At 58.6% G+C, this 17,506-nt stretch carries 14 protein-coding genes; 5 read left to right on the top strand and 9 right to left on the bottom strand.

Annotation, left to right across the window (positions count from 1 at the left end; all coding sequences use genetic code 11):
• Positions 1-132 precede the first annotated feature (132 nt).
• From metC to AC6I8I_RS16435, 4 genes are all read right to left on the bottom strand, one after another.
• Positions 133-1,323 (bottom strand): cystathionine beta-lyase, encoded by a 1,191-nt coding sequence (gene metC / locus AC6I8I_RS16450; RefSeq protein ID WP_312758576.1) that lies wholly within the window; start codon positions 1,321-1,323, stop codon positions 133-135.
• A 135-nt stretch (positions 1,324-1,458) separates the two neighbouring features.
• Entirely contained in the window at positions 1,459-2,745 is a 1,287-nt protein-coding gene (locus AC6I8I_RS16445; RefSeq protein ID WP_312053086.1) for a TRAP transporter large permease, read from the bottom strand.
• 13 nt (positions 2,746-2,758) lie between these two features.
• Positions 2,759-3,265 (bottom strand): TRAP transporter small permease, encoded by a 507-nt coding sequence (locus AC6I8I_RS16440; RefSeq protein WP_031376523.1) that lies wholly within the window; start codon positions 3,263-3,265, stop codon positions 2,759-2,761.
• 49 nt (positions 3,266-3,314) lie between these two features.
• Positions 3,315-4,286, bottom strand: a complete 972-nt coding sequence (locus tag AC6I8I_RS16435; RefSeq protein WP_497828083.1) for a TRAP transporter substrate-binding protein — start codon at positions 4,284-4,286, stop codon at positions 3,315-3,317.
• A 353-nt stretch (positions 4,287-4,639) separates the two neighbouring features.
• Here AC6I8I_RS16435 and exbB point away from each other — a divergent pair, with 353 nt between their 5' ends.
• The 3 genes from exbB (at position 4,640) to AC6I8I_RS16420 (ending at position 7,349) form a co-directional block, all read left to right on the top strand.
• Positions 4,640-5,362: a tol-pal system-associated acyl-CoA thioesterase gene (gene exbB / locus AC6I8I_RS16430; RefSeq protein ID WP_312053082.1), complete on the top strand. Its 723-nt coding sequence runs from the start codon at positions 4,640-4,642 to the stop codon at positions 5,360-5,362.
• Between the two features lie 6 nt (positions 5,363-5,368).
• A complete protein-coding gene (gene exbD / locus AC6I8I_RS16425; RefSeq protein WP_312758573.1) occupies positions 5,369-5,791 on the top strand; it encodes a TonB system transport protein ExbD in 423 nt (140 codons plus the stop codon).
• A 235-nt stretch (positions 5,792-6,026) separates the two neighbouring features.
• Positions 6,027-7,349, top strand: coding sequence for an MFS transporter (locus AC6I8I_RS16420; RefSeq protein WP_497820497.1), 1,323 nt, complete (start codon positions 6,027-6,029; stop codon positions 7,347-7,349).
• On the opposite strand, the gene AC6I8I_RS16415 is transcribed toward AC6I8I_RS16420, so the two are convergent.
• Genes AC6I8I_RS16415 through AC6I8I_RS16395 form a run of 5 tightly spaced genes read right to left on the bottom strand, consistent with a single transcriptional unit; the run spans position 7,346 to position 12,608 of the window.
• Positions 7,346-8,323 (bottom strand): Csu type fimbrial protein, encoded by a 978-nt coding sequence (locus AC6I8I_RS16415; RefSeq protein ID WP_497828082.1) that lies wholly within the window; start codon positions 8,321-8,323, stop codon positions 7,346-7,348. The genes AC6I8I_RS16420 and AC6I8I_RS16415 overlap by 4 nt on opposite strands.
• Entirely contained in the window at positions 8,320-10,767 is a 2,448-nt protein-coding gene (locus AC6I8I_RS16410) for a fimbria/pilus outer membrane usher protein (RefSeq protein WP_497828081.1), read from the bottom strand. Before AC6I8I_RS16410 ends, AC6I8I_RS16415 begins: the two co-directional genes overlap by 4 nt.
• A gap of 7 nt (positions 10,768-10,774) precedes the next feature.
• Positions 10,775-11,473, bottom strand: coding sequence for a fimbrial biogenesis chaperone (locus tag AC6I8I_RS16405; protein WP_312053077.1), 699 nt, complete (start codon positions 11,471-11,473; stop codon positions 10,775-10,777).
• A gap of 27 nt (positions 11,474-11,500) precedes the next feature.
• Positions 11,501-12,022, bottom strand: coding sequence for a Csu type fimbrial protein (locus AC6I8I_RS16400; protein ID WP_312758564.1), 522 nt, complete (start codon positions 12,020-12,022; stop codon positions 11,501-11,503).
• Between the two features lie 16 nt (positions 12,023-12,038).
• Complete coding sequence (locus AC6I8I_RS16395; protein WP_312053073.1) at positions 12,039-12,608, bottom strand: spore coat protein U domain-containing protein; 570 nt, start codon at positions 12,606-12,608, stop codon at positions 12,039-12,041.
• A gap of 530 nt (positions 12,609-13,138) precedes the next feature.
• Here AC6I8I_RS16395 and AC6I8I_RS16390 point away from each other — a divergent pair.
• Complete coding sequence (locus tag AC6I8I_RS16390) at positions 13,139-15,217, top strand: putative bifunctional diguanylate cyclase/phosphodiesterase (RefSeq protein WP_312053072.1); 2,079 nt, start codon at positions 13,139-13,141, stop codon at positions 15,215-15,217.
• Between the two features lie 151 nt (positions 15,218-15,368).
• The gene (locus AC6I8I_RS16385; RefSeq protein WP_312053071.1) at positions 15,369-17,504 is read left to right on the top strand and encodes a putative bifunctional diguanylate cyclase/phosphodiesterase; all 2,136 of its coding nucleotides are present in this window, start codon (positions 15,369-15,371) and stop codon (positions 17,502-17,504) included.
• The last annotated feature ends 2 nt before the right edge of the window (positions 17,505-17,506 follow it).

Genomic DNA, 17,506 nt, shown 5'->3' with positions numbered 1-17,506 from the left:
AAGCTGCTGACTCAGCGCTTCATTTTCGGCCTGCCGCCTGAACGGTCCGGGACAAATTTTAACAATAATCGGGCCGCCGCCTGGCAATCTCGGCTGGCGGCGGCCACTGCGTTTAGGTTCTGTTTAGTTTACTCAGCGCGTCAGGCGCGCAAAGCCCGCCTCAAGGTCAGCGATCAGATCCTCAACGTGCTCCAGGCCAATATGCAGTCGTACCAGCGTGCCTGTGAAATCAACCCCACCGACCGGCCGAATCGCCGCCAGCTCCTCCGGCTGATTCGCCAGGATCAGCGATTCATAGCCGCCCCACGAGTAGGCCATGCTGAAATGATGGAAGTGATCGAGATATTCCGCCAGTTGCGCTGGGCTAAGTTGCTGTTTCAGGATAAAGGAGAACAGCCCGCTGCTGCCGTTGAAGTCGCGCTGCCAGAAGGCGTGGCCCTTACTTTGCGCCAGCGCCGGATGGTTAACCCGTTCGACTTCAGGACGCGCCGCCAGCCACTCCGCCACCTGAAGCGCGCTCTCTTCGTGCTGACGCAGTCGGGTGCCGAGCGTGCGTAAGCCGCGGCTCGCCATGTAGGCGCTATCTGCATCGACCATCTGGCCCATCAGATAGGAGTTTTCACGCAGCTGATCGATGCAGCGCGCATTGGCCACGGCGGTGCCGATCATCGCGTCGCTGTGCCCAATCAGATATTTGGTGCCGGCCTGAATTGAAATATCAATGCCATGCGCCAGAGCATTAAACAGAATCCCGGCGGCCCAGGTGTTATCGATCATGATGATCGCCTCAGGCGCTTTGGCACGAACCGCCGCGACGATGGCCGGAATATCCTGCACTTCCATGGTAATCGAGGCGGGTGACTCGAGAAATACCACTCGGGTGTTAGGCTGAACCAGCGCACCAATTTCGCTGCCAATGCAGTGATCGAACCAGCCGATCGACACCTGCATCTTTTGCAGAATTTTATGACAGAAGTCCTGCGTCGGCTCATAGACCGCGCCGCTCATCAATAGGTGATCGCCGGCGCTGACAAATGCCAGAATCGCGTTAGCGACCGCAGCCGCGCCGCACGGGTAAAGCACACAGCCCGCGCCGCCTTCCAGTTCGGTCATGGCATCCTGCAGCGCAAAGTGGGTCAGGGTGCCGCGGCGGCCATAAAACAGTTCGCCTTTTGCCCGACCGGCGGTGGCGCGTTTTTTGTCCGCCACCGTGTCAAAAACCAGCGAGGAGGCACGCTGAATCACGCTGTTTACCGAGCCCTGAGTATAACGCTTGCTGCGTCCTGCACTGACGAGTGTGGTATCAATTTTTTTGGTGGTCATGAGTCGCCTTTGCCGCTTCTGCCTAAGCCTTCACGTTATCACGAAACGGCCAGCAGGGTTGAGACTCAATGGCGATTATCAGAGTGCGTCGCAGGATAAAAATCGGGCCCGCTGACGGACCCGATTTGGTTGACGCTACATCACGCCCATCAGGCGCGGTAACCAGAGGGAGATGGCCGGAATATAGGTAATCAGCATCAGCACAATAAACAGCATGCCGTAAAACGGCAGCATCGCGCTGACCACCTGTTCGATCTTCTGCTTGCTGACCGCACTGGCGACAAACAGTACCGTACCAACCGGCGGGGTAATCAGGCCGATCCCGAGGTTGGTCAGCATGATCATGCCGAAGTGAACCGGATCGATGCCCAGTGTCGTCGCGACCGGCAGCAGCACCGGTGTGAGGATCAGAATCAGCGGCGCCATATCCATCAGCGTACCGACCACCAGCAACAGGATGTTGATGCACATCAGAATCACATACTTGTTGTCCGACAGGCTGGTAAACGCTTCGGTGATCAGGGTCGGCAGCTGCATAAAGGTCATCACCGCGCCAAACCCGGCGGCGAAGGCGATCAGCACCATCACGATGGTGACGGTTTTAATGGTGCGGAACAGCAGAATATGCAGCTGGTTCCATTTAAAGTCACGATAGATAAACATCGTCACGAAGAAGGCCCAGATACAGGCGATCGCCGCCGACTCCGAGGCGGTGAAAATACCGGACAGAATCCCGCCCATAATGATCACCACAGTGAACAGGCCCCAGAACGCATCAAAGAAGATCTTCAGCGCCTGACGAAACGGGATCCGCTCGCCTTTCGGGTAGCCGCGTTTACGGGCAAAACCGAGGCACATTATCATCAGACAGCCACCCAGCATCAGGCCAGGTAAGATTCCGGCGACAAACAGCGACGAGATGGTGACCAGCCCGCCGGTGGCCAGCGAGTAGATTACTGAGTTATGACTTGGCGGGGTTAATACCGCCTGCACCGAACCGCTGGCGGTAACGGCGGCGGCGAAGTCGCGCGGATAGCCTTTCTCTTCCATCTGCGGAATCATTACCGAACCGATCGAGGCGGTATCGGCCACCGATGAGCCGGAAATCGCGCCGAAAAAGGTCGAGGCGACAATATTCACCAGCGACAGGCCGCCGCGAATAAAGCCGACAAAAATATAGGCAAAGTTAACCAGCCGTCGGGCGATACCGCCTTCGGCCATGATCGCCCCGGCGAGAATGAAGAACGGAATGGTTAACAGCGAAAATTTGTTAATGCCGTTGGTAATCTGAATCACCACCGCTTCCAGTGGCAGATCGATCCACCAGGCGCCGATAAACGCGCTCAGGCCGACCGCAAACGCCACCGGAAAACCCACCAGCAGCAACACCAGCAAACTGCCTAATAAAATCAATGCGTCCATTTTCTGCTCCGGATTAGTGGGTGCCGCCCAGTGTGACAATCGGCCGCTGGCTCTGATCGCCGGTCAGCAATCGCTCAACAACAAACAGCAGGGTAAAGAGCGCGCCAATCGGGATCGGCAGATACATCTCGCCATAGGTAACGGCGGGTAGCGAAGCCAGCGACTGCACCCACATCGCTTCACACAGGCTGTAGCTGGCCTGAAAGATTACCAGGCAGGTGATAATCATCAGCAGATCGCAGACCCGCAGCAGCAGACGCTGCAGGGCAGGTGACAGCCGATCGGTCATCATTGAGACACAGATATGGGTGCCGGCGCGTAAGCCGACCGGCGCGCCGATAAAGGTAAAAATGATCATGCAGATAATGGCGACCGGTTCCGGCCAGGAGAGCGCGCCGTTCATTACGTAGCGGGCAAAAATTCCGATCGGGATCACCGTCACCATAATCATCAGCGCCACGGCGGCAACCAGCATGCACAGCAGATAGAGCCCATCCATCAGACGCGTATAAGCAGCCATAATTGATACCTGATTAAGCACGCCACACGGCAGTGTGGCGCGGGAAGGGTTATTTCACGTCAGCGATCCGGGTCATCAGATCCTGGTATTTACCGCCAAACTGATCGCGCACCGGCTGGGTGGCCTTGACGAAATAGTCGCGGTCAGTTTGCTGGAAGGTGACGCCGCCCGCTTTCATTTTCGCGATCGACTGTTCGGTATAGGTTGCCCACAGCTGACGCTCTTCATCCTGCGCCTCTTTACCGAGTTTCTTCAGCAGCGCCTGATCCTCAGGCTTGAGACGATCCCAGGCGCGTTTCGAGAACAGAATCATCTCTGGCTGAATTAAGTGGCCGCTCAGGGTGTAGTACTTCGCGACTGGCATATAGTTATGGGCGACGAAGGTCGGTGGGTTATTCTCGGTGCCATCAACCACGCCGGTCTGCATGGCGCTGAACACTTCGCTGACGCCCATCGCCACCGGGTTGGCGCCCATCGCTTTCAGCGTCGCCAGGGAGATGGCGCTGTTCTGCACCCGGATCTTCATGCCTTTCAGATCCTCGGGCTTCGCCAGCGGTTTTTTGGTGATCATGTTGCGTTCACCGGCGTCGGTCCAGCCGAGAAACACCATCCGGGCGTTGGGATCTTTATCGAATTTATCGGCAATCTCTTTGCCGATTTCACCATCCAGCACTTTGTGCATATGATCGACGTCGCGGAAAATATAGGGCAGCGTCAATACGCTGGTTTCCGGCGCAATGCTGGTGACCGGTGCCAGCGAGACGCGGATCATATCAATTGCGCCCAGCTGCACCTGCTGCAGGGTCTGATCCTCATCGCCCAGCACACCGCCAGCATAGAGCTTCATCTCCAGCCGTCCATCGGTTGCCTGCTTAAGTTTGTCGCCCATGTGTTGCAGGGCCACCACGGTGGGGTAGCCAGCAGGCTGCACTTCTGCCACTTTAATCACCTGTGCCGAGGCGGTGGCGCTCACCATCATTGCCGCCAGGGCACATGCCAGGCGTGTTTGGGTCATTCTCATTATGTTGTCTCCAGCAGAGGAAGGGCGGCGCTCAGGAATCCGGCGTGTGTAGCAAGGGGCCGCGTGCAGCCAGCATAGTGAAAACTGCCGCTGGAAAAATGCGGCAATGCTGATTGAATGAATGAGATCACATTTTGAAACGTTGTTTTAATAAATTTTCATGCAACATCACATTTTCGAAACGAACCTGCAACCTCGGGTGATATTGACGGCGTGGCAGGGCAGAGCGGGTGCCAGATTTTGTAAATACTAATGAGAACGACTATCAATTCGCCGTTATTTTGCTATTATTCGCGCTTGTCTTGCATCCCTGTAGATGAAGTTGGAGAAGCAGCGTGGTAGCCAGTGATTTGATGCAAACGGACCTCTCCGTTTGGGGCATGTATCAACATGCCGATATCGTGGTAAAAGTGGTCATGATTGGCCTGTTATTGGCCTCAGTGGTGACCTGGGCGATCTTCTTCGGCAAATATGCCGAACTGAGCGCCGCTAAACGTCGCCTGAAGCGTGAGCAACTGGCGCTGGGTGAAGCCCGCAATCTGAATGACGCCGCCCGCATTGCCCAGGCGTTCGCCGCGCACAGCCACAGCAGCGTGCTGCTGAACGACGCGCAGAACGAACTTGAGCTCTCCACTGGCGTTGAAGATACCAACGGCATTAAAGATCGTACCAGCTTCCGCCTTGAGCGCCGCGTTGCCGCCTTTAGCCGCCATGCCGGCCGGGGCAACGGCTTCCTGGCGACTATCGGGTCGGTCGCGCCGTTTATCGGTCTGTTCGGCACCGTGTGGGGCATCATGAACAGCTTCATCGGCATCGCCAAAACCCAGACCACCAATCTCGCTGTCGTTGCACCGGGTATCGCGGAAGCGCTGCTGGCAACGGCAATTGGCCTGGTGGCAGCGATTCCGGCGGTGGTGATCTATAACGTCTTTGCCCGCATGATCGCTAACTACAAAGCCTCGCTCGGTGATGTGGCGGCGCAGGTGCTGCTGTTACAGAGCCGTGATATTGACCTGGGAAACGTCGCCACTGACGTTCCGCGTCCAGCGGCGACCCAGAAACTGCGCTTAGGGTAAGCTGTTATGGCAATGCGATTAAACGACGACCTGGAAACAGATGGCGAAATGCATGAGATCAACGTGACGCCGTTTATCGACGTGATGTTGGTTCTGCTGATCATCTTCATGGTGGCGGCACCGCTGGCGACTGTCGACGTGCGCGTTAATCTGCCTGCTTCCACCAGCGCCCCGCAGCCGCGGCCGGAAAAACCGGTTTACCTGTCGATCAAGGCCGATAAACAGCTTTACGTCGGTAACGATCAGGTGACGCCGGAATCGCTGGTCAGCGTGCTGTCCGGTCAGACCGGCGGCAACAAAGAAACCACCATTTTCTTCCAGGCGGACAAGTCGGTGGATTACGAAACGCTGATGAGCGTGATGGATCAACTGCGAACCGCCGGCTATCTGAAAATTGGTCTGATGGGCATGGAAACCGTGAAGAAATAGCGGCTTAACCGGCACAGAGAGAAGGCGGCTGACTCAGCCGCCTTTTTTATTGCCTCAGCCAGACCAGACGAAATCAGGCGAACCGGCTGTTGCACCGATCGGTTATGCTGCTGAAACAGTCCTGTTAATTGGTTGTTACCACTCAACACAGTTTTGTAAAGTGCAATGGTGAGCCAGCTCACATTAATGCCGCCTCAGGCGGGCTAAAACGGCTAAAAAACTTCAGGAAGCCGTTATGAGTCACACCCCGTCTTTACAAAAGTCGCCCAAAAGCGCGGCCAGAACCATCTTCAACGTTACCAGCGGTAACTTTCTCGAAATGTACGACTTTATGGTGTTTGGCTATTACGCCACCGCCATTGCCAAAACCTTTTTCCCGGGCGACGACCCGTTCGCCTCACTGATGTTAACGCTAATGACCTTTGGTGCCGGCTTCCTGATGCGTCCGCTCGGGGCGATCATTCTGGGGGCCTACATTGACCATCATGGCCGCCGCAAAGGTCTGCTGCTGACGCTGGGTCTGATGGCGATCGGCACCCTGACCATTGCGCTGGTGCCTGGCTACGCCACGCTGGGCGCGGCGGCACCGATACTGATCCTGCTCGGCCGCTTACTGCAGGGCTTCTCGGCAGGCGTTGAGCTGGGCGGCGTCTCGGTCTATCTGGCGGAAGTGGCGCCAGAAGGACGCAAAGGGTTCTTTGTCAGCTGGCAATCCGGCAGTCAGCAGGTTGCGGTCATTTTTGCCGCGTTGCTCGGCCTGGCGCTGAATCATCTGCTGGCGAAAGAGGCGGTCACCGAGTGGGGCTGGCGCATTCCGTTTGTGGTCGGCTGCCTGATCGTGCCGTTCCTGTTCTATATCCGCCGGATGCTGGAAGAGACCGAAGCGTTCAGCCAGCGTAAACACCATCCGCGGATGACCGAGATTATGCGTTCGGTGGCCAGTAACTGGGCGCTGGTGCTGGCGGGGATGCTGATGGTGGTCACCACCACCGTGATGTTCTACATGATCACCGCGTTTACGCCGACCTTCGGCAAAACGGTGCTGATGATGAGCGATAAGCAGGCGTTTCTGGTGACGCTGTGCGTCGGCATCTCTAACCTGATCTGGCTGCCGCTGATGGGATCGCTGTCAGACCGCATCGGCCGTCGCCCGCTGCTGATCGTCTTTACCCTGCTGATGATTGCCACCACCTGGCCGGTGCTGCACTGGCTGGTGGGATCGGCCAGCTTTGCTCACCTGCTGGAAGCTGAACTGTGGCTGTCGTTTCTCTACGCCAGCTATAACGGGGCGATGGTGGTGTATCTGGCGGAAATCATGCCCGCCGAGGTGCGCGCCGCCGGTTTCTCTATGGCTTACAGCCTGGCGACTGCGCTGTTTGGCGGCTTTACCCCGGCGATTTCCAGCTACCTGATCCACGCCACCGGCGACAAAGCGATGCCGGGTGTCTGGCTGACCTTCGCCGCCGTCTGTGGCTTAATCGGCACGCTGCTGATTGGCCGGATGGTGAAGCAGTATCAGGCGCGCCACAGCGGTGCACCGGTCAGCGCCTCGCTCTAAAATGACAAATCCACCACCACGCTGTCGCTGTAGTTTCCGGCTGGCGGCGTGTTCTGGCTGGTCAGGACCCGCGCGGTGTAGTTAAAGCCGCGCGTCAGTCCATCTGCCGAAACCGCCGACGAGGTGGTGCTGCTCCAGCGCTCAGTCCCGCCCGGCCCCCAGCGGTTGCTGGTAGTGCTTTTGTAGATCTCATAGCTCAGTCGATTTGCGCCACTCGCCATGTTCCTGACGCTGCCGACCGGATAGCTGCCGTTGCTCAGGCCGACGGTATAGGTGCTGCCTTTGCTGCACAGTACGTTGATGGTCTGTGACACGCTGGAGAAGCTGCCGACCAGCGGCGCACTGCCAAAGCTGATATTCGGCGCGGTAATGGTGGTGCAGTCATTAGTCAGGATCGCCGTGACGGTAATCGGAATCACCCCGCTGCCGGTCTGTTCGCTTAAACAGAGATTACCGATCGCGATACTGGTACAGATGCGGTAGGTGACCGCCATATTCAGCGTCACCTGATAGGTGCCCGCCGCGACCACCTGACCGGGCACGGTGCGCAGATAGACTGGAATCGCGAAGTTCAGGCTGCCGAGCAGGCCAGCCAGGTTGATCAGGGTTTGCGAACCATAGACAAACGGGGTGCCACCGACCGTCAGTTCAGTAGCGCAGGCGCTGTCGGTACAGAGCCGGACCGGCACATTGTCGCTGCCGGTATCGCCGCTGCGCTTCAGGATGCCGCGGGTGCCGTTACTGTTGGTGGCACCGGTCAGCTGAAAGGTGATCTGGTTATTGCCCAGCAGCGACAGCGCCGCACCGGCGCCACAGTTGACGTTGGCGTTGGTAGTGACAGCGCTGACGGTGCTGTTGGCGACAAAGGTGGTGACGGAGCCGAAGCTGGCCGTGGAGGCGGGCAGGGCGCAGGCGGCGTAGCCGAATGACGGCAGCAGCAACAACAGGCCGGCGAATAACAGACGATTTATCATGGTGAGTTTCCGGTAGTAAAAGCATCAGCAGGATGGGCGGCGCTGCCAGCCGCCGCTGCCGGCAGCGCGCAGGTCAATGGCCCATAGGTTCTCAGCGCCTGCGGCTGACCGCCGGCAATTTGCAGTTCGGTATCACAGTGGCGGCCATCCGGCGTCACGACCTGGATCGGATTGCTGGCGGTCAGATTTTCCATCCAGACAATGCCATCCCAGCCGACATATTCGGTGGGGTGATTGGGGCGCTGCACCAGGCTCGACACCGGCAACGGCTGGCCCTGCGCATCGTGCAGGATCACGCTGGCGGAGCGCAGTTTTTCCACCGGGAAGTTGAGCAGATAACCGCTCTGACGTTTCACGGCAAAACGCTGCTCTACCCGCGGGGTGGTCATATCGGCGGGCAGGTCGAGGGTATCGATATCATATTTGGCCGGATAGTAGCTGCTGATCGACGGCACCAGCAGATAGCCCTGCTGATTGGTGCGGCCCATCGACTGGTTCTCGTAACGGACCGTGACGTCGGGATAGTTGGTTTTGACCAGCACAAAGGCGTCGTTAATCTCATTGGCGATAAACAGACTGTTGTCCATCAACACCAGCGCGCCGGAGAGGTCAGCCCACTGGGTGGTGTTGTCATCATCGCCATAAAAGCCCGCCGAGGTATCGATCTGATTGTTGCGATAGCGCAGGCTGCCCTGACGATAATCCCCGCTGTCGCCGCTCTGATTGGCCCACGAAGCGTCCCAAGCGATGCCGCCGTCACTGGGCATTGCGCGTGAGACATAGAGCCGCTGATTATCGCGCCCCAGCTGGTCGCGTTCGGTGCTGATGGCGGCACTGCCCTGTTCGCCGAACGGGATCACCAGCGAAATAGCCCCGGTCCAGCTTTTTTCCTGCTGATCGCGGCTGGCTGAAACATAGAGGCTGCTGTTACCCCACAAATTTTTACTCCACGAGAGGTTCCATAACCGGGTGCGATCGCCGCGGCCACCGGTGATGTCGATATAGGCCGCGCCGACGCTGCCGAAGCGGTTGAGCGACACGCTGGCGCTGTACTGAGCGCTGCGGCGCGACAGTGCATAGCTGCTGCCGGCGTCGGTGCCAGCGCGGCTGCCGACCAGCGCCAGATTGCCGAAGTCACGGCTGCGCTGGGTGTGCTGGGTGCCGAGGTTAAACCAGCGGTTGTTGTACTGATATCCCCAGCTGTACTGCGTGCCAGTCTGGCCGTCGAGCTGGCTTTGCGCCACTGCACCATTCACCACGCCCCAGCTGCCGACGCGCAGCAGGCCGCCGACGCCGCCCATTGCCAGGCTGTCGCTTCCTTCCGCGTGGCTCTCCAGCGTCAGCCAGTCGGTCATGCCATAACGATAAGACCCGCTGGCCGCCGCCGCGCCATAATCGAAATTCTTTATCCCGTAGTTCTGGCGGATCGCCCCGGCTGAAAAGGCGTAGTCGGACAGACCCGACTTCAGCAGGCTGCTGGAAACATAAAACGGCAGGGTGGTGGTAATGCGCCGGCCAACTGCATCGGTGGTGGTGATCACCGCATCGCCCGCGCCATTGACGAACGGCACGTTGGTCAGTGACCACGGCCCAGGCTGCACATTGGCCTGGCTGGAACGATAGCCGTTAATAAACAGATCGACGGTCGAGGGCACGGCGGCCTGACCGGAAAAGGCGGGCAGCGGATAGGTCACCAGATCGGGACGGACGCTAAAGTCACGGCCAATCCGGACGCCGCCCAGCCGCACGCTGTTACTCCAGGCCAGTGAGTCGGTCACCAGGTCGCCGACCTGCCAGCTGATCGCCGCATTTTCGTTTTCATTGCTCCACCAGCTGTCGTAGCGGATATAGCCGTCATCCTGATAGCTGTTGCTGCCCTCCAGCTGCTGCTGCCAGACGCCATTACTGGAGAACTGTCCGGCCGCGCCAAACAGCCGCAGCTCGTTCCAGGCGGAAAGGCGGGTGCCGGTGTTGTCGGTCCGGCTGGCATAGAGATCGTAATTGATCAGCGCGCCACTGCTGGTGCGGCCGGGGTAGCGCGGCCCGTTTTGCGCCTCGCCAATCACCTGACCCGGCAGCCAGCCGGGCGGCACGGTGAGCAGCAGGCGTTGCCGCGCATCGTCATACTCCACTTTGACCTGCGGCAGCGCGCTGACGTCGATTTGTGGCTGCTGGCCCAGCTTATCCAGCGGCAGACCGGCGCGTTGCAGGTCGCCACTGCGCAGCCAGAAATGGCCGTCACGCTGCTCAACCGTCACGATGTCACCGCGCGCCTGCTGGTTAACCACCAGCTCCAGCATATATTGCTGGCCGTTACCCTGATTTTGCAGGCTGGGCGGCGGCGGCAGGGATGAGTAAGTTTCCGCCAGCGTGCTACCCGACGTCAGACAGTAGAGAACGCTGGCAACCGCCAGCGTACAGCGATGGAGGGGAAAAGGTTTCATCCGGCGCTTACTTTAGGGCAGCGCTGCGCCACGGGTTCTTGTTCACCTCCGCCACCAGTTCACCGTTGACCGCCGCGTTCAGCGGCCAGCGATAGGTGCTGTTAGCCAGCACGTAACCGTATAAGCCTTCGCCCAGCTTGCGGCCGCCGATGCTGACGTTACTGAGACGGGCATGCCCGTTGCCGCGGTTGGTCAGCTGTAACCAGCGTTTGCCGCCTTCGCTGAGCGTCTGCCAGCTGAGGTCGGGGTGCGCACTGTCGGTGTTCAGTCCATCGCCATAGACAAACAGCGGCACCGAATAGCGCATCTGGAAGGTCAGGCCGGCCTGATTTTCGCCCGGCTGGCGCGGCGTCGGGATCTCATCCAGCACCACCCGATAGGCCAGCTCCTGACCGGCAGCCGGCGGGGTCTGCTTGATCAGCCGGACCAGCTGCTTCTGGCCGGGCTCCATCCGCACCATCGGTGGACTGGCGACCACCTGCTGCTGCGTCTGGTATTGCTCCTGGCCATTGACCTGCTGCCAGCTGAAGACCCGAACCTGCATCATGGTGGTGGTGTTGCCGCGATTCTCCAGCCACAACTCGCTGGCCTTCTCCGCCGGGTTGATGGCCGGATCGATCGGCCAGATCATCACCGAGTTGGCGGCAAAGGCCGGCGGCAGCAAGCTGGTGCCGATCAGTAATAGCAGGGCGCGCAGTGACTTCATGGTGGTTTCCTTGTTGTTGATATCGCCTCACCAGCTCAGGGTGACGGTCAGAGTGTCGCTATAGACGCCGGCGCGCGCGTTACCCGGCAGTTGTAGCTGGCCATAAATCGGCAGCGTAATGTTATTGGCATTGCTGTAGCTCAGCGGCACCGCCTGATTCACCGGAATCACCGTGGTGCGGCTGGCGTTGCTATAAAGCGTATAAGGAACGGTATTGCTGAAGTTCGGCAGTTTCAGGTTGCGCGTCGTGGTGTAGTTATTGCCCTGATTAATGCTCATGCTCAGCGTGGTGCCTGGCGTGCAGGCGAGGTTGAGGGTGGTGCTTTGCACATAGCTGGCGCTGACAACGCTGGTTGCCACCCCCGACTGGGAGCCAAAATTGAGCGTGCCAAAAACGCCGGTATTGGTACCGGATATCACGCAGCCTGCGACAATCGAAGCGGTTACCTGGAATGTGCTGGTCGGCAGACTCCAGGCGCTAACGCTCCATATCAGCAGGGACAGACCGCGTACAATCGTCAGGCAGGACCGCGTGACAGCCACCCACATTCACCCGCGAATGCAGTTAATAGTTCACGGCGACGTTAATAGTATCGGTGTAGGTGCCCGCCGGGATCAGCGGATTGAAACCACCGCCGATGACCCGACCGTAAATGGCATAGTTTGTGCCTAAGGTCGGATCGGTGGTGCCGCTGGCGGCAATTGGCGTGTTATTGGCAATCGCCGTGGTAAAGGAGGCATCGCTATACAGCGTATAGGCGATTCCCTGGGCGTTATCAGAACCCAGAACCAGATAGCGCGGTGAAGTGGAGGCCGTACCATAGACGGTGGCGGGCGCAGTATTACTGCTGGTAACCACCACGTTATAGTCCTGACCGGTGGTGCAACGGACGAAGATGCCGTTACCCGCCGCGCCGACCAGCGTGGCGTTCAGGGTATCAAAGGTTGCCGCGCTGCTACCGAAGTTTAAGGTACCGAAATTAACCCCGGCGGTGGCTGACTGACCGTTAACCAGACAACCGGTGGTCAGCGTCAGGGTCGCATTGATGGTTCCCGAGGTGGTCGCCGCCAGCGTTAATGACGGAAGTGCTGTGGAGATGCCCGCAGCGGCCAAAAGAAAAAGCTTGAGTTTCATAATCATTCCTTACCGATTATCCAGAGTCAGTGCTTTTTCACCCGGTGTTAATTTAACGGTTCAACCCAAAATAAAGAAAATAATCACAATGATGTAAGTAATGCCAGCGTCCTGAGAAATATCGCTGACTTAAGCTAAATGATTTATATCAGTTTTATTTACTATAGAACAGTTAAAGCGTCACGCTAATTACGCGCAGTTATTTTTCATTAATCAAATTGCCTTCAGCGCCGATAACCCAGTAACAGCAAGGCGTGACAGCGAGAAAGGAAAACGAAAATCATAATTTTCCTGCCCTCTATCGTCCTTTCTGCTTCGGTGATATGTTCTTGCACCAATCAGACAAAATAACGTTTTACTGTTCAGCAGCGGCCAGTGATAACCGGCTGCCCTGAGCAGGTCGCGCGTTGCCAGGACGTCAAGACAACATCAACCCTGGCGCTAAATAACTTTCACCCACGGGTGTTTTCAGAATGTTTTTTCAGGCTTTACACAGTGCCCGTTTACCAGCGGGTGGTGAGGAGTTACACATGCTACAGGTCTCCTGGGATGGCGTTCTGGTCTGCGCTTCGCTGATCGTCGCGTTTATTGCTGCTTTCACTGCGCTGGACACGGCGGGGCGGGTGGCGGCGTCCCATGGCTGGTGCGCCCGGCTCTGGCTGCTGGTGAGCGGAACCGCGATGGGCATTGGCGTCTGGGCGATGCACTTCATCGGCATGCTGGCGATGATGATGCCGATGACGCTGCGTTACGACGTCCGGCTGACCATTATCTCGCTGCTGGTGGCGATTATCGCCTCGATGCTGGCGTTTAGTCAGACGGTCAGCGGAGCCGAGCTGACCCGGCGTCGACTGCTGCGCGGCAGCCTGATCCTCGGCGCGGGCATGGTGGTAATGCACTATCTTGGCATGCATGCGTTGCTGATTTCGCCGCAGCCCGGGTGGAACCGGCCGCTGGTGGCGCTGTCGATGCTGATTGCGTTTGTCGCGTCCGGCGTCGCGCTGTGGCTGGCGTTTCATCTGCGGCAGGGAGAATACAACCTGCTGATCATGCGCGGGCTGGCGTCGCTGGTGATGGGGGTTGCCATCGCCGGGATGCACTATGTTGGCATGGCCGCGGCGCAGTTCAGTCACCTCAGCGCCATGCAGCATCACGGGGTCAGCAATCAGGGGCTGGCGGTGTGGGTCACCCTGATTACGCTCACCATTTTGGGCGTCACCCTGCTGAGTTCGATGCTGGATGCACAGCTACGCGCCGCGCGGCTGACCGCCAGGCTTAACCGGGCTAATCAGGAGCTGCGCCAGCTGGCGATGCATGACACCCTGACTGCGCTGCCCAATCGGGTGATGCTGGAGCAACAGCTGGATCTGGCGATTAAGCAGGCCACGCTGAATGACAGCCACTTTGCGGTGATCTACATGGATCTCGACGGCTTCAAGGCGGTCAACGATAGCTGGGGACATCACGTCGGCGATCGGTTACTGATTGCGGTGGCGGAACGGCTGCGCAATCAGCTCAGCGAGGCGATACTGCTGGTACGCCTCGGCGGCGATGAGTTTGTGCTGATGGCGGAAGGTTACGATGTCAGCGCCGCTACCCAGCTGGCGCAACAGCTGGTGCGGGTGATTGATGTCACTTTTGAGCTTGACCGCTACTCGCTGCACGTGTCGCTCAGCGCCGGTATCGCTATCTTCCCGCGGCACGGCCGCAACAGGCAGGAGCTGCTGTTGAATGCTGACTCGGCGATGTACCACACCAAACATAACGGACGCAACGGCTGGTGCCTGTTTGAACCGGCGATGAGCGCCGCGACCCAGCATCAGCTTGAGCTGGCGAACGATCTGTGGAAAGCGATTGAACGCCAGGAGATGCGGCTGTTCTATCAACCTAAATTTCGCTCCAGCGGCAGCCTGCTGATGGGCTTCGAGGCGCTGCTGCGCTGGCAGCATCCGCTGCGCGGCTTGCTGATGCCAGACCTGTTTTTGCCGCGGGCGGAAAAGACCGGCCAGATTGTTGCGCTCGGTAACTGGGTGATTAATGAAGCCTGTCGTCAGCTGAAGATCTGGCATAATCAGGGGCACAGCGACTGGACCGTCTCGGTAAATCTGTCAGCCCTGCAGTTTCATCAACGCGATCTGCTGACGACCATCAGCCAGGCGCTGGCGCACCATCAACTCCCGGCGGGCGCGCTGATGCTGGAGATTACCGAGGCCATCGCCATGCGCGATCCGCTCTTCAGTCAGCAGCGTATTGGTGAATTACAGCAGGCTGGCGTCAGTGTGGCGATCGATAACTTTGGTATCGGCTACGCTAACCTGCTGCATCTGAAACATCTGGATGCCAGTGAGCTGAAAATTGACCGCAGCTTTATCAACTGTCTGCGACCCGACAGCGAAGATGCTACGGTGGTGACCGCGATGCTGACGCTGGCTCAAAGCCTGAATCTGCGGATGGTGGCGGAGGGGGTCGAGACGGAAGAGCAGCAGCGCTTACTGACCGGCCTCGGATTTGACGCCCTGCAGGGGTACCTGCTGGGCAAGCCGACCCCGGCCGATCGGGTCGGCGAATTCAGCCTGCCGACGCCGGTGCCCCGGCTGAGCGGCGCATGACGATAGGTTTTAACGCCTGAACAAATCGGAAACATGTATCGTGACGGGTTAATTAACCCGCAGGTGCTGCCGATAATGTATACAACACCACAATCCCTGATTCTTACTCCTACTACCCAGCTGCTGGCACGGCTTTTCTCGGGAATGCACTATGTTAGTGACCTCATACGACTCTTTTATCGTCATCGTTTCGATTCTTGTTGCGATGCTGGCTTCGTTTACCGCATTAGACATGGCGGGACGGGTGGTGCATTCAACCGGCAAAGTAGCGCTGGTGTGGCTGTTCGGCGGCGGTTTTGCCATGGGCATCGGCATCTGGGCGATGCATTTCATCGGCATGCTGTCGATGAATATGGAAATGGTGATGAGCTACAATGCCGGGCTCACGGCTTTTTCGGCTGGCATTGCGGTTTGCGCCTCTATTTTTGCGCTGTGGCTGGTGTGCAACGGTGATTTGCCGTTACCGCGGTTAATGGGTGGTGCGCTGATCCTCGGCAGCGGCGTGGTTGCCATGCACTATACCGGCATGGCGGCGTTGATGTTCTCACCGGGTATTGTCTGGAACTGGCACTGGATCGCCGTGTCGGTGGTCATCGCGCTGGCGGCTTCCGGCGCGGCGCTGTGGCTGGCCTTTAACCTGCGCGAAGGCCAGACCGGCCGGGTGACGCTGTTGCGTATCGGCGCCTCGGTGGTAATGGGCGCGGCGATTGCCGGCATGCACTACACCGGCATGATGGCGGCAGAGTTTCCGCTGCACAGCCACCCGACCACCCACGGCGTCAACAGTAACTGGCTGGCGATTCTGGTCACGGTAGTTACCATCTCAATCCTCGGCATTACGCTGCTGGTGTCGATGCTGGATGCCCGCATGCAGGCGCGCACCTCGATTCTGGCCAGTTCGCTGGCGGAGGCGAACCGCGAACTGGCCCAGCTGGCGCTGCACGATAACCTGACCCGCCTGCCGAACCGCATCCTGCTGGAGGATCGGCTGGAGCAGGCGATCAACAAGGCGAATCGGGAGCAGACGCAGTTTGCGCTGATGTTTATGGATCTGGATGGTTTTAAGGCGGTCAACGACGCCTTTGGCCACCATATTGGCGACAATCTGCTGATAGGCGTCACCGAGCGGATGAGCCAGCAAATGAACGGCTACTACACACTGGCGCGACTGGGCGGCGATGAGTTTGTGCTGCTGATTGAGATTGACGATCCCAACGATGCGGCTGCGGTCGCCGATAAGCTGGTTAAAGCGGTCGATCGTCCATTTGATATCTCGCGTTATGAACTGGTGGTGTCGCTCAGTATCGGGATTGCGGTCTATCCGGGCGACGGCGAGGATGAACGTGAACTGATGTTCAACGCCGATGCAGCGATGTATCACACCAAAAACAACGGACGTAACGGCTACACCTTCTTCCAGCCGTCGATGAACCTGCTGGCACAGAGCCAGCTACAGCTCAATAACGATCTCTGGCAGGCGCTGGATAACCACGAGCTGCGCCTGTTCTATCAGCCTAAATATTGTGCGCCGCGCGGGCCAATCCTCGGTTTTGAAGCGCTGCTGCGCTGGCAGCATCCGCAACGCGGTTTGCTGACGCCGGACCAGTTTTTACCGATGGCGGAGAAAACCGGGATGATCGTCGGCATCGGCAACTGGGTGATCAACGAAGCCTGCCGCCAGCTGCGACAGTGGCACCTGCAGGGCCACCCGCACTGGTCGGTGGCGGTGAATCTCTCGGCGCTGCAGTTTGAACAGAGCAACCTGGTGGAGACCGTCACCCGGGCGCTGGCGCAGCATGAGATCCCGCCAGAGCTGCTGACGCTGGAGGTGACCGAAACCACCGCTATGCGCGATCCTGATGAAAGCGTGCGTATCCTGACCGAGCTGACCAAGCTTGGCGTGAAAGCCTCGATTGATGACTTTGGCACCGGCTATTCCAGCCTGCTTTACCTGAAACGTTTACCGGCCAGCGAGCTGAAGATCGATCGGGCGTTCGTCAATGAGCTGCAGCATCACAGCGAAGATGCCACCATCGTTTCGGCGATTGTGGCGCTGGCGCAGTCGCTGCAGCTGAAAGTGGTGGCGGAAGGGGTGGAAACGCCTGAGCAGCAGGCCTTTCTCACCAGCCTCGGCTGTAACACCCTGCAGGGCTATCTGCTGGGTAAGCCGATCCCGCCTGACCGGGTCAACGAACTGGCTAATTTTGTCGGCGATGAAAAAGTGGCGATCGGCACGGCGCAGACGCCGGATGGATCGCCGTTAGCGGTCCAGGGTGTATCAGCCTGACG

This window comes from Pantoea sp. X-Soil-YNGN-775 (genome assembly GCF_059730575.1).
Note: the sequence above shows the minus strand (reverse complement) of the source record. Positions and strands in the feature narration are given on the sequence as shown.